17 protein-coding genes are annotated in these 14001 nt (G+C 32.4%); 9 read left to right on the plus strand and 8 right to left on the minus strand.

Annotated elements, in window-relative coordinates:
• Positions 1-52 precede the first annotated feature (52 nt).
• The 4 genes from MHI13_RS20395 to MHI13_RS20410 form a co-directional block, all read right to left on the minus strand.
• Entirely contained in the window at positions 53-1450 is a 1398-nt protein-coding gene (locus MHI13_RS20395; RefSeq protein ID WP_002432730.1) for an amino acid permease, read from the minus strand.
• Positions 1451-1893: 443 nt separating this feature from the next.
• Entirely contained in the window at positions 1894-2268 is a 375-nt protein-coding gene (locus MHI13_RS20400) for a VOC family protein (protein WP_002432575.1), read from the minus strand.
• A gap of 41 nt (positions 2269-2309) precedes the next feature.
• Positions 2310-3128 (minus strand): NmrA/HSCARG family protein, encoded by an 819-nt coding sequence (locus tag MHI13_RS20405; protein WP_002432708.1) that lies wholly within the window; start codon positions 3126-3128, stop codon positions 2310-2312.
• A gap of 11 nt (positions 3129-3139) precedes the next feature.
• On the minus strand, positions 3140-3439 hold the full coding sequence (locus tag MHI13_RS20410) for a DUF2316 family protein (RefSeq protein ID WP_002432863.1): 300 nt from the start codon (positions 3437-3439) through the stop codon (positions 3140-3142).
• 127 nt (positions 3440-3566) lie between these two features.
• Here MHI13_RS20410 and MHI13_RS20415 point away from each other — a divergent pair, with 127 nt between their 5' ends.
• From MHI13_RS20415 to MHI13_RS20440, 6 genes are all read left to right on the plus strand, one after another.
• The gene (locus MHI13_RS20415; protein ID WP_002432343.1) at positions 3567-4109 is read left to right on the plus strand and encodes a TetR/AcrR family transcriptional regulator; all 543 of its coding nucleotides are present in this window, start codon (positions 3567-3569) and stop codon (positions 4107-4109) included.
• A gap of 15 nt (positions 4110-4124) precedes the next feature.
• Positions 4125-4829 carry an SDR family NAD(P)-dependent oxidoreductase gene (locus MHI13_RS20420; RefSeq protein ID WP_002432624.1) on the plus strand — a complete coding sequence of 235 codons (705 nt, stop codon included), beginning with the start codon at positions 4125-4127 and terminating at the stop codon, positions 4827-4829.
• A gap of 106 nt (positions 4830-4935) precedes the next feature.
• Positions 4936-5937 carry an amidohydrolase family protein gene (locus MHI13_RS20425; RefSeq protein WP_340761903.1) on the plus strand — a complete coding sequence of 334 codons (1002 nt, stop codon included), beginning with the start codon at positions 4936-4938 and terminating at the stop codon, positions 5935-5937.
• A 68-nt stretch (positions 5938-6005) separates the two neighbouring features.
• Complete coding sequence (locus tag MHI13_RS20430) at positions 6006-6842, plus strand: alpha/beta fold hydrolase (RefSeq protein WP_047796738.1); 837 nt, start codon at positions 6006-6008, stop codon at positions 6840-6842.
• A gap of 33 nt (positions 6843-6875) precedes the next feature.
• Complete coding sequence (locus tag MHI13_RS20435) at positions 6876-7511, plus strand: nuclear transport factor 2 family protein (RefSeq protein WP_002432572.1); 636 nt, start codon at positions 6876-6878, stop codon at positions 7509-7511.
• A gap of 131 nt (positions 7512-7642) precedes the next feature.
• Positions 7643-8587 (plus strand): amidohydrolase family protein, encoded by a 945-nt coding sequence (locus tag MHI13_RS20440; RefSeq protein WP_064210149.1) that lies wholly within the window; start codon positions 7643-7645, stop codon positions 8585-8587.
• A 73-nt stretch (positions 8588-8660) separates the two neighbouring features.
• Here MHI13_RS20440 and MHI13_RS20445 read toward each other — a convergent pair whose 3' ends face one another.
• Positions 8661-9518 carry a fructosamine kinase family protein gene (locus tag MHI13_RS20445; RefSeq protein WP_064210148.1) on the minus strand — a complete coding sequence of 286 codons (858 nt, stop codon included), beginning with the start codon at positions 9516-9518 and terminating at the stop codon, positions 8661-8663.
• 248 nt (positions 9519-9766) lie between these two features.
• Between MHI13_RS20445 and MHI13_RS20450 the strand changes: the two genes are divergently transcribed.
• Positions 9767-10831: a quinone-dependent dihydroorotate dehydrogenase gene (locus tag MHI13_RS20450; RefSeq protein ID WP_002432787.1), complete on the plus strand. Its 1065-nt coding sequence runs from the start codon at positions 9767-9769 to the stop codon at positions 10829-10831.
• A gap of 138 nt (positions 10832-10969) precedes the next feature.
• Complete coding sequence (locus tag MHI13_RS20455) at positions 10970-11242, plus strand: hypothetical protein (RefSeq protein ID WP_002432954.1); 273 nt, start codon at positions 10970-10972, stop codon at positions 11240-11242.
• 77 nt (positions 11243-11319) lie between these two features.
• Here MHI13_RS20455 and MHI13_RS20460 read toward each other — a convergent pair whose 3' ends face one another.
• Together MHI13_RS20460 and MHI13_RS20465 are read right to left on the minus strand one after the other, a co-directional pair.
• On the minus strand, positions 11320-12036 hold the full coding sequence (locus MHI13_RS20460) for an epoxyqueuosine reductase QueH (RefSeq protein WP_002432766.1): 717 nt from the start codon (positions 12034-12036) through the stop codon (positions 11320-11322).
• A gap of 160 nt (positions 12037-12196) precedes the next feature.
• The gene (locus MHI13_RS20465) at positions 12197-12697 is read right to left on the minus strand and encodes a hypothetical protein (protein WP_002432547.1); all 501 of its coding nucleotides are present in this window, start codon (positions 12695-12697) and stop codon (positions 12197-12199) included.
• Positions 12698-12861: 164 nt separating this feature from the next.
• Here MHI13_RS20465 and MHI13_RS20470 point away from each other — a divergent pair, with 164 nt between their 5' ends.
• Positions 12862-13308, plus strand: a complete 447-nt coding sequence (locus MHI13_RS20470) for a VOC family protein (RefSeq protein ID WP_002432211.1) — start codon at positions 12862-12864, stop codon at positions 13306-13308.
• A gap of 83 nt (positions 13309-13391) precedes the next feature.
• On the opposite strand, the gene MHI13_RS20475 is transcribed toward MHI13_RS20470, so the two are convergent.
• Positions 13392-13985 (minus strand): TetR/AcrR family transcriptional regulator, encoded by a 594-nt coding sequence (locus MHI13_RS20475; RefSeq protein WP_002432797.1) that lies wholly within the window; start codon positions 13983-13985, stop codon positions 13392-13394.
• Positions 13986-14001 lie beyond the last annotated feature (16 nt).

Raw genomic sequence — 14001 nt, forward strand, 5'->3', positions numbered from 1 at the left:
TTTTTTTGTATAAAAAACACTCCCTCTGTAATAGAGGAAGTGTTTTTAACTATTATTCTTCTGTAGTTTCTGCATCATCTTCTGTTGGAATTTCAGCTTTACGAGATTCTTTTTTGTATTTTTGATACATCAAGAATAATACTAGAACCCAAACTGGAATAAATAGAACTGCTAATCGCGTACTACTATTAATAAGTAAAATAACAAAAATGAAAGCAAAGAATACTAAAATACCATAAGCCGTGTATTTACCACCAGGCATTCTATAATTACTTTCTTTATGTTGCTCAGGGTTATGCTTTAAGTATCCAATATAAGCTACCATAATAACTGCCCAAATTGAAATATTCAACACAGTAGAGAAAGTAGTGATTTGAACGAATACTTTAGTAGCATCTTTAAAAATGGCATTTAATATTACTGCAATGCCTAATAATCCACAAGTAACTAAAATTGCATTGTAAGGAACGCCATTTTTGTTTGTTTTATGTAAAAACGGTGGACCTTGATTTCTTCCAGCTAAGCCAAACATTGTACGACTATTCGCAAATATACCACTGTTACATGATGAAGCGGCTGCTGTTAATACAACAAAGTTAATAATGCCAGCAGCAAAAGGAATTCCTATTAATCCGAATAATTTAACATAAGGACTTTCTGCAGGATCTAATTTGTCCCAAGGAACTACTGACATAATGACTGCTAATGAACCTATGTAAAAGATTAAAATTCGGAATGGTACGTTATTAATTGCTTGAGGTATTGTTTCATGAGGATTTTTAGTTTCCCCTGCTGTAATACCTATCAATTCAATACCTATAAATGAGAATATTGCCATTTGGAATGACATAAAGAATCCTGAGGCACCATTTGGGAAGAAGCCGCCTTCTTTCCAAATATTAGTTACCGTCGCTGGACCGTAATCCGTCTTCATAGCAAAGATTACCATTACAATACCAACAATAATTAAAGCTAAAATTGTAATAACTTTTATAATAGATAACCAAAATTCAAGTTCACCAAATAATTTGGCACTAAATAAATTCAATGCTACTAATACTAATATTGTAGCTGCTGCAGTAATCCAGTTAGGCATGTCTGGATACCAGAAGTCGACGTATTTGGCTACAGCGGTAACTTCCGCCATACCTGAAATAATCCAAGTTAACCAATAAGTCCAACCAACCATAAATCCTGCCATTGAACCTATGTGATGATGGGCAATGTCACCAAATGACTTGAAACCTAAGTTCGATAAGAGCAACTCTCCCATCGCTCTCATAAACATAAATAATATAAAACCTACTATAATATAAGTAAGTAATATAGATGGTCCTGCTAAATGAATAGAAGCGCCTGCGCCCAGGAATAAACCTGTACCAATAGCACCACCAATTGCAATTAATTGGATATGCCTATTGCTTAATTCTCTTTGCAGTTTATCTGCCATAACCTTTCCTTCTCCATTTCATGGAGTATATTTATGACTGAAATCGATATGTAAAATTAGATACCCCTTTTTAATCTAATAAACAATTTTTCTCAAAATCAAATCATTTATTCTTATAAGTTATATAATACCCCAAACAATCAAAAACAATCAAATACTAGAATAATTTGTCTTTTTTATCTATTCCAATAGCTCTAATAATTCCTTTATTATAAACATTTATTACAAATTGAACAATTTCATTAATATTCACCGTTTTATGGTAAATCGAACAACTTCAATATGTATCTGATGAAAGTTGATATTTTTCTTCATAATCACGTCAATTCCTCACAAATAGTGAGAAGTTTTCATTTTTTAAAATCTAACCAAAAGATATAGTAAAAGGCACCATGTATTGAATGAGAATACACGATGCCTATTTATATATTTTTCACGCTTATTTAACAAACAAGAAAATTAAACTTATGCCCATCAGGATCTTTAAACATTGCTCCATAATACCCTTGTCTTACACCTGGTTTTTCAATAATTGTTCCACCAGCAGGTTCTACTTTCGCTAATAATTCATCAACGTCTTTATTTTCTTTAACACCTAACGAAACCATCACTTCATTAGGGCTTGAATCGACATCTTGATGTGATACAGACTCGAAGTGATTATTTTCTATCAATATCACAATCGTTTGTCCAATTGTAATACCTAACATTTTATCTAACATTTCTGGATTTTTATTAATTTCAAATCCTAGAGACTTAAAGAACTGTTCGCTACGATCTAAATCTTTTACATTTAGATTAAACCACATTGAATGCATCGTACATGTCACCTCTCATTTATAATTAGACGATTTCAAGTTTAAAATGCCGCTTGAGTAATCCATTCATCAAGTGTTAAGCGCGTGGGATTAAGACGTTTCATTTGTACAAAATCTATAACATAACCTTTATTTTCAAGCCAACTTCTTTCAGCAGTGCCACTCGTAAATTCGCCTTCAATTTCAGTTGGTTTACCTGTTACGGTTGCAAAAGTTTTGACTACTTCATTTAGAGTCAGCTCATCAGAAGCAATTTCTATATCTTGATGATTATATGTTTTAGGATCTTTGAAAAGTGCTGACGCAATTTTAGCAATATCGATAGAAGAAATCATTGAAAATTTCACTTCAGGATTAATAAATTCTGGGATTTTAATTTCTCCATCTGAAACTTTAGTGATTCTTAAAAAGTTATCCATAAAAAACGATGGTTTAATAATTGTAAAATCTAAACGAGATGCTTTTATCTTATTTTCTAATTGTGCTAATGCTTCAAAGTGAGGACCTGTTCTATCACGATTAACACCACCCGCTGTGCTATAAACGACATACTTAACTCCTTGTTCTTCAGCAGTTTCGATAATATGTTCACCTTGCTTTAATTCCTCTTCAACATGGTCTGGAATAATAGGCTGAACGCTATATACTCCATATTGGTCAGCCATCGCTTGAGTCAAGCTTTCTCTATCACTCAAATCGCCCTCAAAAATCTCTAATTGATCATTATGAATTGATGTTAATTTTTCATTATTTTTATTTCTAGTAAACGCACGCACATGCCAACCATCTTCCAATAATTGTTTAACAACAGCATTTCCTTGTTTACCAGTTGAACCAATGACTAATATACTTTTACTCATGTTTATCTCTCCTATTGTAAGAACCAATAATCTTCTTTTTCGCCTTTTAAATAAGTATATTCTTCAGGTGTTTGACCATTTTCTTTAATATTTGAATTTATAATGTCACGAACATCCCAAACGCGATGGATAAATCTTTGTAACTGATTACCAAAGAAACCGCTAGGAGCATTCATGTTTAATACCTTTTCCACTTCTTCAACCGAAATACTCATTTTATTTGCTATGTCTTCAATATTTAAAGTTGAATTATGGAAATGTTCTCGTAATTCTATAGCAGTGATACGTCTTTGCTCTTTATTTAGTGACATATTATAGTGTCCCACTTTCATCTTATTTTTTTAATTAGCATTATATTTGAATTCTAAGTAAGTGAGATTTATAATAAACGGATAATTATCCGTTTGTCAACATTAGCTCATTAAGTAGGTGAATACATTGCGTAAAGATGCTCTTCTAAACCGTCAACGTATCGAGAATAAAGCGATCGAACTATTTAAACAATACGGCGTTGAGACAATCAGTATGAATAGAATTTCTAAAGAACTTGGTATCGGCATGGGAACACTTTATCGGCATTTTAAGGATAAAAGCGATTTGTGTTATCACATTATCGAGCATGATTTCGATGAAATTATTCAAAAAATGAATGATGTAGCTGCTTCATCTAATTCTAAAGAAGAGAAGATGGAACACTCCCTAGATGTTTTTTTGACATTTAAATATGAAAATAGTGATTTATTAAACTGTATTGAGGAAAGTAATAGTAAGTCTCAATTTCATCAAAGCCAATTTTTCTCTGATTTATTTAATTTTTACTATGATTTATTTAAAGATGGCGAGGATGATTCTTGGGCCATATTCAAAACTGATATGTTATTAAAATCACTTTCTACTAAAGCTTATGAAATTCAAAAAAATAAAAGACAACTTTCAAATAATGAAATAAGAGATAACTTAATAAAACTATATTTAAATTAATTGAGGTGTTCATGAATGGAAAAAGTTACGTTAATTACTGGTGGAAATAAAGGTTTAGGTTATGAGACAGCTAAAGAATTAAAAGCGAAAGGCTACAAGGTTTATATAGGATCTAGAAATGAAGAACGTGGTCAACAAGCTTCAAAAGAATTAGGCGTCGACTATGTTCAACTAGATGTAAGTGATGATAAATCAGTTCAACAAGCCTTTGAAATTATTTCAAATAAAGAAGGCCGTGTTGATGTACTTATAAACAATGCTGGTATTTCAGGAGGATTCGCTAAAGTCGCTGATTTTACTGCTAAAGACGTCGAAAAGGTATACAACACAAATGTTTTTGGTATTGTACGCATGATGAATACCTTTATTCCATTATTAGAGAAATCAGAGCAACCTGTAGTTGTAAATGTGAGTAGCGGATTGGGTTCATTTGGTATGGTTACAAACCCAGACACTGCTGAATCACAAGTTAATTCACTTGCGTATTGTTCTTCTAAATCAGCGGTCACAATGATGACTGTACAGTATGCTAAAGGCTTACCACACATTCAAATTAATGCAGCAGATCCAGGTTCTACTAATACTGATTTAGTTGGTGATTTCAGTAACAACTCTAAACCTGCTTCAGAAGGTGTAAAACCTATCGTAAAACTTGCTACTATTGATAAAAATGGTCCTACAGGAACATTTATTGATGGTAATGGCACAATGCCGTGGTAAATCATTAACAAGTTTGGACTCATGTTTAACGGGAAAATTTTCAATGAAAATTACACATATATAATTAGTTATTAAGATATTTATTATCTTAGGGAGGGAATACACAATGAAAAGTATAAACTTTGAAGAACATTATGTTGTTGAGGATATACAAAAAGAAACAATGAAACATATGACATCTGATCCTAAAGGTGTACCTATGCAAACGATGTTAAAAGGCCTTGAAGAAAAATCTGGTTTTACTGATGCAGATGAAATCAAACATCACGATGCACGTATTCAATTCATGGATAAACATGACGTTGAAATGCAAGTATTATCTTATGGAAATGGCGCCCCTTCCAATCTTGAAGGCGAACGCGCAATTGAATTATGTAAACAAGCAAATGATACGTTAGCACAATATATCAATGAACACCCAGATCGATTTGTAGGATTTGCTACATTACCAATTAATGAACCTAAAGCAGCAGAAGAAGAATTTAAACGATGTGTAAAAGAATTAGGTTTTAAAGGCGCATTAATTATGGGACATCCTAAGAGTGGATTCCTAGACCAAGATGAATATGATGGCATCTTTGCTGTAGCTGAAGAGTTAAATGTTCCTATTTATTTACACCCTTCTCCAGTTCAAAGCGATGTTTACCAAGCTTATTACAAAGGTAACTACTCAGACGTAACAGCAGCTACATTTGCTTGCTTCGGTTATGGTTGGCACGTAGATGTAGGTATTCATGCCATTCACCTTGTGCTATCAGGTGTATTTGACCGTCACCCTAACCTCAACATGATCATCGGTCACTGGGGCGAATTTGTTCCATTCTTCTTAGAACGTATGGATGATATTTTATTTGCTGACCATCTAGAACATCCTATTAGTTATTATTTCAAAAATAACTTCTATATTACGCCAAGTGGAATGTTAACTAAACCACAATTTGATCTAGTAAAAGCAGAAGTTGGCGTCGACAGAATTTTATATTCAGCAGATTACCTTTATGTTGAACCTGAAAAATTGGGTACATTCTTAGACGAATTAGATTTAACTGAAGAGGAAAAAGAAAAAATCAGCTATAAAAACGGAGCTAAATTATTAGGTCTTGAGTAACACTTACACGAAATATATAAGCGTGTCTTTTCTTTAATACGAAAAATATTTAAATGGAGGTTTCAATGATGGAAACATTAGAATTGCAAGGCGCAAAATTACGTTATCATAAAGTTGGCAATGGACCAGTTCTTATTTTAATCCCTGGTGCGAATGGAACTGGTGATATCTACATGCCACTAGCTAAACAATTACAAGAAAAATTTACAGTTGTAGCTGTAGATCGTCGAGGATATGGACAAAGTGAATTAACTGAATCATTACCTGAGGAAGTATCTAACCCAGAGAGTCGTTATCGCGTTAAACGTGATGCACAAGATATTGCTGAATTAGCTAAGTCATTAAGTGACGAACCCGTATATGTTTTAGGCTCAAGTTCAGGTGCTATCGTTGCAATGCATGTCCTAAAAGAACATCCTGATGTTGTGAAGCAAATTGCATTTCATGAACCACCGATTAATACATTCTTACCTAATGCTAAATATTGGCAAGATAAAAATGCTGAAATTATTGATATTGCTGTGAATGAAGGCATGCCTCAAGCTATGAAACTTTTCGGTGAAGCATTAAATATTAGTTCTATTGATGCACAATCAATGTCTAAACCTGCTCAAGCAGAAGATGATGCAGAGAGTAAAAAACGTTTTGAAGAAATGTTAGGTTGGTTTAAATATGAAATCCGCCAATATACAGAATCTGATATCTCTTTAGAAGATTTAAATCAGCATAAAGATATCATCACATTACTTAATGGGACTGATTCCAAAGGTTCTTTCCCTCAAGAAGTTAACTTCTATATTAAAGATGAAACGGGAATTAATATTGTAGATATCCCTGGTGGTCACTTAGGTTATGTACAAAAGCCTGAAGGATTCGCAGAAGTATTACTCAAAATTTGGAACTAATCTTAGCTTAAAGTATTAAAGGGAGTTTATTAAATGTTATTTGAAAGAAATAAACCTTATACTCAAGAAACTTTGTTAGATAAAGAAAATATTTTAGAATTAATTCAATTCGAACGTTTTTGTCGCGATAATGCCTTATGGGATAGCATGAGAACTTGTTTCGCTAAAGACTCACATGTGAGCATTTCTTGGTTTAATGGTACTGGAGAAGAATTTGTATCCTCCTCTGAAGAAATGAATCGATACGCGCCACATCAAATTTATAATACACAAATGTGGATTAATAACCATCGTGCTGTAGCAATTATGCAAGCAACAATCCAGTTTCGAGTAGATATTAAAAACGTAGAAATGCAATTGGATTCAGACACTAAAATTATCTACTGTCTTGAAAAAGACAATGATGACGTTTGGTATATTTCTAATTTAAGTTGTATTTATGAAAAAGATAAATTAACTCCTGTCATTCCAACGACTATTAATTTACCTAACTCAGAATTTAGTGAATACCGAGAAAGTTATGCTTGTTTATCATATGCGCTCAACGAACTAGGGTATGATGTTAACCATGACTTACCAGGTATAGATAGACCTGATGAAGTTAATAAATACTATCGCCAATTAGATAAATGGTTAACTGAGAAAGATAATGAAGAAGAGAAACATTAGAGTTATAAACCATACTCAAAATAAATAAGTAACGTTTACTCTTATATACAGAACTGTTGCCTAGTTTTAAAATGTCGCAACACTATACAAAATATTTAAAATCAGTTATTTCTATAAAGGAAGTTTGCTCAATGAAGAAGATAGATTTACATGCACATTACATTTCACCTGGTTATAGTCAATTTCTTGATGACTATTTTAATGGTGAAGGTGACGGCGTTAAGACGCCCCCATTTTCAGTAGAATCATATTTAGAATTAATGAAGAAGCAAGATATTGAATATGGCGTATTATCGATTTCAAGCCCGCACATTAGCGTTGCACCTGATGACGAGATGTTAAAACTTGCTAAAGAAGTAAATGCCTATGCTTCAAATATCGTGCAGGAACATAGCGAACGTATTGGTTTCTTCGCAACATTACCCCTGCCCTTAGTCGATCAGAGTGTTCAATTTATAGATAAAGCATTAGATGAACAGCATGCGTTAGGGTTCACGTTACCAACGAATGCACGTGGCGTATATTTAGGTGATGAGCGTTTAGCACCGATATTTGAAAGATTAAATGAACGTCAAGCAACTGTAGCCATTCATCCTAATGAACCTAAGCCAGCTATTAAAGCGATGAGCGAAGAAGTACCTCCGCCACTTATGGAATTTATCTTTGATACAACTCGTACAATTATTTATATGAGTCAAAAGAATGTATTTAGTAAGTATCCAAATATTAAGTGGATTGTACCTCATTGTGGTGCTTTACTCCCTATAATCGCACAACGCGTAGCGATGGGCAACAAGATGTTTGGATCAGAGAAGCAACCTGATGATTTAGAACAAGTAATGAAAGAACTTTACTTCGATTTGGCCGGTAAGGTTTTACCATATCAATTACCTACTCTATTAGAAATGGTTGATAAAAATAAAATTGTATATGGTTCTGATGCACCTTACACAACGGACCAAGTAGTCTCAATGTTAACGAATGAATTTGAATCTACAGATTTAATTACAATTGATTCAAAAATTCATATGCTTTATGACAATGGCAAATCATTATTAGATAAAATGAAACTTTAATTTATTAAGATATAAAATTACCCCACACAAGCGCTCATATATATCATCATTAGAGCCTGTGTGGGGAATCTTTTTATTTTAAAATTGTATCCATTGAGCGATTAACACTACCTGCGTACATATTGCCGAATTTAACTAAATGAACCATCAATAAGTATAATCGATAAAATTCTAATCTTTTATTTGCACCTTTGGCTAAAGGAAAATGCTTTTCATATTCGTCATAAAAATCTTGAGTAAATCCGCCAAAAACTGTTGTAATACCTAAATCGAATTCTCTGTCACCATATAATGGTGCAGGATCAAATAGTGCAGGGCTGCCATCAGTTAAAAACATATAGTTGCCGCCCCATAAATCACCATGTAATAAAGATGACTTACTTTCATGACTATCAAGTTCATTTACCATCACAGTTCTTACTTCTTCATAGACTTTATTATCTTCTTCATTCCACAACCCTTTACGCATCAATTCATCTCTTAAATGATCCATTCTTCTCTCTATGAAAAGTTCTGTCCAGCTATCAGTCCATGAATTATCAAATGAAATATCTCCGCCTTCATGTGGTAAACTGAAACCAAATTTACCCTCTTCTTGTTGTTGACTATGCAACTTAGCTACAAGCTGACCGAGCTCTCTTTGACTTCCACTTCCACCTTCTTCTAAATAGCTCAAAATAAGATAAGCATCTCCGTTAATTTCACCACTAGCAATCACACGTGGTGCTGTGATACCTGCGTTCTCAAATTCATTTAAGCCAGCTATTTCAGCCGCATAGAATGATTCTGGACGATTACGCTGAACAAGTAAAAAGGAGATATCATCCTCAGTAGTTGTAACTTTGAATGCTTCATTAACATCACCACCACTTACTGGTGAGATGTCTTTCACTCCGTCTAGGGGGAGTTTCTCTTTCCATTCTGCTTTCATACTTTCACCTTCTTAAGAAGTTTGTCGTTATACCCTTATTATATTGCCAACTCTCATTATAATTAATCTTTTAAAAGTAATCGGTATATATGAAATAAAACTGACCTTAGAATTAAGTCAAATTTTCAACTTTCACTAATTTAGCTATGAAAATTTTTATTAAAATGCTAGTCTATTAAAGGAATGTATTTCAAATATATTAAATTGAGGATAGTAAGCCTCAAATATAATGAAATAGGAGCGTTAACATGTATAAATTAGTTAAACCTTTATTATTTAAATTAGATCCTGAAAAAGCACATGGCCTTACCATTGATGCATTGAAAATGGTACAAAGAGTTCCGAAAATTTATCCTATCATGGACAAAATTTTTAATTACAATCACCCATCACTCTCTCAAACCATTCATGGCATCAAATTTAATAATCCCATTGGTCTCGCTGCAGGATTCGATAAATCTTGTGAAGTACCTAAAGCATTAGAGCATGTTGGCTTTGGAGCCATAGAATTAGGTGGTATTACCCCTAAACCGCAACCAGGGAATCCTAAACCACGTATGTATCGCTTAATTGAAGATGACGCGTTAATTAATCGTATGGGCTTCAATAATATAGGGATGAATAAAGCACTTAGTCATTTACGTCGTCATGCCTATACGATCCCAGTAGGATTAAATGTGGGTGTTAATAAGAAGACGTCTTACGAAGACCGTTATCAAGATTATATAAAAGTTATCGATACATTTAAGAATGACGTGACATTCTTCACAATTAATATCAGCTCACCTAACACTGAGAATTTACAGAATTTCCATGATAAAGATGAATTCACGATGCTTTGCGAAGCACTCACTACTTTTAAATCTGAAAATGATATCAACGTACCTATATTCTTGAAATTAACTTCAGATATGGAACTTGAAGGATTCAAAAACATCTTACCTTCCATAACTAAGACTTTTGATGGCGTTATACTAGCTAACACGACTCGTCAACGTGACGGTTTAATTTCTAAGAATAAAACTGAAGAAGGCGGATTAAGTGGTAAACCTTTATTCGAACGTAATTTAAAACTCGTTAAATACGCGTATCAACAAACTAAAGGTAAATTCTTAATTATCGGAACTGGTGGAATCTTTAGCTCTGAAGACGCAATTAAAATGTTAAGAAATGGTGCTTCTTTATTACAAATTTATTCTTCTTTAGTCATTGAAGGTCCAGGTTTAACTAAGTCAATGAATAGAGACATTGCTAAATATTTATCTAAAAATGGATATCAAAACATAAGCGATATTATTGGTTTAGACGCATAAATTTTAAATGATTATAACACTTTGAAATATTTCAAAAAAATGAACGTTTAGTTAATACTCCTGAAATTTCTTTACTTATAATATTTACGATTTATACTAAAGAAAAGTATATGTTTCAAGAATTTAGGAGGCAACAATATGAGTGATGAGAAGAAAGAGACAACATCTCAAACTAACCAACAAACGATTTCTGAAAAGCCCAATCATCAATCTAATGATGACAGAATAGGTTTGAATGGTTACCGTAAAACAGACCTCGATTTAGATATTGAACGTGAACTGCGTGAAATGATGGAATCAGGAGAATCAGAAACAAAGACGGAAAGTAGAAAGTTTAAGATATTCTCACTTATCTCAATGATTGCAATAGCAGGCTTAGCGATTTTTAGATTTATACACAGAATGATATAGTTTCAAAAAAATTATCCCAAATGTAATAAGATAGTATTGTCTTAAATATTATCTGTACATTTGGGATTTTATATTAATTAAAATTGTTGTAAAAATGCCTTTGCTTCTTTATTAATTTGTTTAAAATCAATACCCTGTCTCATTGCAGCAAAGACGCAACCACAATAGCATTGCCTAAATATATGATAGTCTTTGCACATTTCAATTGAACGTTCGTACCCTTTATTCTTTTTAAAATCACTAGGCAAATATTTAACATTATAAATATTTTGAACATCCATTCCTAGTTCATTAATAAGTTGTGCGTTTTTCTTTGGAGAGAGTGTTATGGCACTTCCAAAATAGTCGTAACCATATTCAACAGCTGCTTGAGCTACAATTTCTAATCGCATTTCAAAGCATGCTGAACATCTCAATCCACCCTCTGGCTCATCAGTTAGCCCTTTCTCTTTAGCCATCTTCATAAATTCATGTGGTTTATATTCTGCTTCAATGTATTCGACATTGCTATTTGTTTTACTATTGAAATCTTTAACAAATTGTTCTTGAACCTTAGCACGTCTTAGATATTCATTCTTGGGATGAATATTTGGGTTCGCAAAGTAAATTGCAATATCAGCATATTGAGTTAAAAATTCTAGAGTATATGTGCTACATGGTGCACAACAACTATGTAATAAGATACGTGGGCGTTCCCCATCACGTTGCCACTGAGATATCATTTTTCTTAGTACTCTATCGTAATTAATCTTCTGGTTTTTCATTTTTGCCAAAATTTTATCCGCTTCAATCATAATAAAACCTCCCTTTAACACACATTTTTATTATATATTAACTTTATTATATAATAACATGATGTATAAAGAGAGGTTGTCTATCATCAAAGTAATAATTACTAAAACAATTTACTTTTTTAATCAACTATACTTGTGTTCATATTTATTATTTAACAAACTAGTATTCCTTTTTAAGCTTAACTAAATAGACGCAAAACATTAAGCCACCAAATATTACTCCTGAAATAAGCCCATTCAGTAAATGGCCGCTCCAATCAATGGGATCATTCCATAAATAATCTATTATCACACCGATGAGAGTCATGCAAACACCAAAATAAACCATAAATACAACACTCAAGATACTATATCTTCTTATTAGTTTATTATATTCATTGGGTGAATATGCGGCTTCCTCAAAATGTTTATTCTTACCAAAGTTAATGATAAGTATAATATTAAATATAAAGAATACGGCAAATAACACTATCGTATGCATTGTAATTGTATGATGATACATATCAATAATTGTAAAGAATACAATTGTTATAACTGTAACCAAATAGTTAATAGCAAACATGTTTGCTAGTTTTTGGTTAAGTTCTGACTTTTCTCTTTCATCCTTTTTTGTAGAGGTACTTGTGATCCAATTAAGCATCAAATCATTAAAATTACTCATCTCGTTTCACTCCTCAATATCCTTTGTTAATGTCAAATATATATGACAACATTAGAAATGTCAAATATAGACGACACTTTCATATAATCATAATATTAGAATTTTTAAAAATATATAGTAAGATTGCGTTAGAAAGATATTTCATAAAAAAGGGGTTAAAATATATGACACAATTACATCCATATTTATCATTTGATAAAGCAAAAGATGCACTTGAATACTATGAAGACGTCTTTGGAGCAACTAATGTAAACAGATTAGCAGTAGGCGAAGAACAAGCTGAAAATTTCGGTTTAACAAAAGAACAAGGTGAAGAAGCAACGATGCATGCAGAATTTGAGATTTTAGGTGTTAAAATCTTATGTTCTGATTCTTTTGGACGTGTAGATAATATAAATAATGGTATTTCTTTATTAATTGATTTTGATACTAATGATAAAACAGATACTGAACGTGTTGAGAATTTCTACAATAAAATTAAAGATCACGAATCTATCAACATTGAAATGCCATTAGAAGAGCAATTCTGGGGCGGTAAAATGGGAACTTTTACTGATAAATATGGTGTGCGTTGGATGCTTAACGGCCAAGATTATTCTCAAATGAATTAATCATATTCATGCAAATTAAAAAAGTGGCACATCTCTTACAAACTTCACAATGTAGAGATGTGTCACTTTTTATCTATATTATATTAAATTCCCTTTTCTCGTCTTATAAGTGTTGCTGGACCATTATTAACGATTTCATAAAAATGTTGAATCAATTCCTCTTTTGAAATTCTATTTTCATCCTCAACCCAATGACGTATTAAAGATAAACCAGCGCCTGAGACATAACTCATAAAATACGGAAATGGAATATCTCCGATTTTATCATTATCGTTAACTACATGATTCAAGTGCCCAGTTAATAGTTCGTATAATTTTTCATGTAAATTGGACTCTTTACCTAAGTTAAACATAAGTTTATAGAAATTTAGATGTTCTCCTATACTATTAATCACAAAATCCATTGTCTCTCTTAACTGGCTTTCTGAAATTTTCAGTTCGTCATCATTCTTACTACTCTCGAGAAAACTTCTAATTTCATCAATTTTCTCATTTTCCATCTTATCTAATAAGTCATATTTATCTATAAAGTGAGTATAAAATGTACTTCTATTTACGTCTGCTAAATCAGATATTTCTTGAATTGTAATTTCTTCAAAACGCTTCTTTTCTAATAATTTAATGAGGGCATCTTTAATTGCAGTTTGTGTTTTTCTTACTCTTCTATCTTGAGACATCTTGTCACCTTCTTTT

Source organism: Staphylococcus sp. FSL K6-0223, assembly GCF_038008285.1.

What these genes read in the sequence shown, in the direction of transcription:
- MHI13_RS20405 (WP_002432708.1), bottom strand. Translation starts at nt 3,128, where the DNA reads ATGAGTAAAAGTATATTAGTCATTGGTTCAACTGGTAAACAAGGAAAT.
- MHI13_RS20430 (WP_047796738.1), top strand. Translation starts at nt 6,006, where the DNA reads ATGGAAACATTAGAATTGCAAGGCGCAAAATTACGTTATCATAAAGTT.
- MHI13_RS20400 (WP_002432575.1), bottom strand. Translation starts at nt 2,268, where the DNA reads ATGCATTCAATGTGGTTTAATCTAAATGTAAAAGATTTAGATCGTAGC.
- MHI13_RS20460 (WP_002432766.1), bottom strand. Translation starts at nt 12,036, where the DNA reads ATGATTGAAGCGGATAAAATTTTGGCAAAAATGAAAAACCAGAAGATT.
- MHI13_RS20420 (WP_002432624.1), top strand. Translation starts at nt 4,125, where the DNA reads ATGGAAAAAGTTACGTTAATTACTGGTGGAAATAAAGGTTTAGGTTAT.
- MHI13_RS20425 (WP_340761903.1), top strand. Translation starts at nt 4,936, where the DNA reads ATGAAAAGTATAAACTTTGAAGAACATTATGTTGTTGAGGATATACAA.
- MHI13_RS20450 (WP_002432787.1), top strand. Translation starts at nt 9,767, where the DNA reads ATGTATAAATTAGTTAAACCTTTATTATTTAAATTAGATCCTGAAAAA.
- MHI13_RS20445 (WP_064210148.1), bottom strand. Translation starts at nt 9,518, where the DNA reads ATGAAAGCAGAATGGAAAGAGAAACTCCCCCTAGACGGAGTGAAAGAC.
- MHI13_RS20440 (WP_064210149.1), top strand. Translation starts at nt 7,643, where the DNA reads ATGAAGAAGATAGATTTACATGCACATTACATTTCACCTGGTTATAGT.
- MHI13_RS20455 (WP_002432954.1), top strand. Translation starts at nt 10,970, where the DNA reads ATGAGTGATGAGAAGAAAGAGACAACATCTCAAACTAACCAACAAACG.
- MHI13_RS20465 (WP_002432547.1), bottom strand. Translation starts at nt 12,697, where the DNA reads ATGAGTAATTTTAATGATTTGATGCTTAATTGGATCACAAGTACCTCT.
- MHI13_RS20395 (WP_002432730.1), bottom strand. Translation starts at nt 1,450, where the DNA reads ATGGCAGATAAACTGCAAAGAGAATTAAGCAATAGGCATATCCAATTA.
- MHI13_RS20410 (WP_002432863.1), bottom strand. Translation starts at nt 3,439, where the DNA reads ATGTCACTAAATAAAGAGCAAAGACGTATCACTGCTATAGAATTACGA.
- MHI13_RS20470 (WP_002432211.1), top strand. Translation starts at nt 12,862, where the DNA reads ATGACACAATTACATCCATATTTATCATTTGATAAAGCAAAAGATGCA.
- MHI13_RS20435 (WP_002432572.1), top strand. Translation starts at nt 6,876, where the DNA reads ATGTTATTTGAAAGAAATAAACCTTATACTCAAGAAACTTTGTTAGAT.
- MHI13_RS20475 (WP_002432797.1), bottom strand. Translation starts at nt 13,985, where the DNA reads ATGTCTCAAGATAGAAGAGTAAGAAAAACACAAACTGCAATTAAAGAT.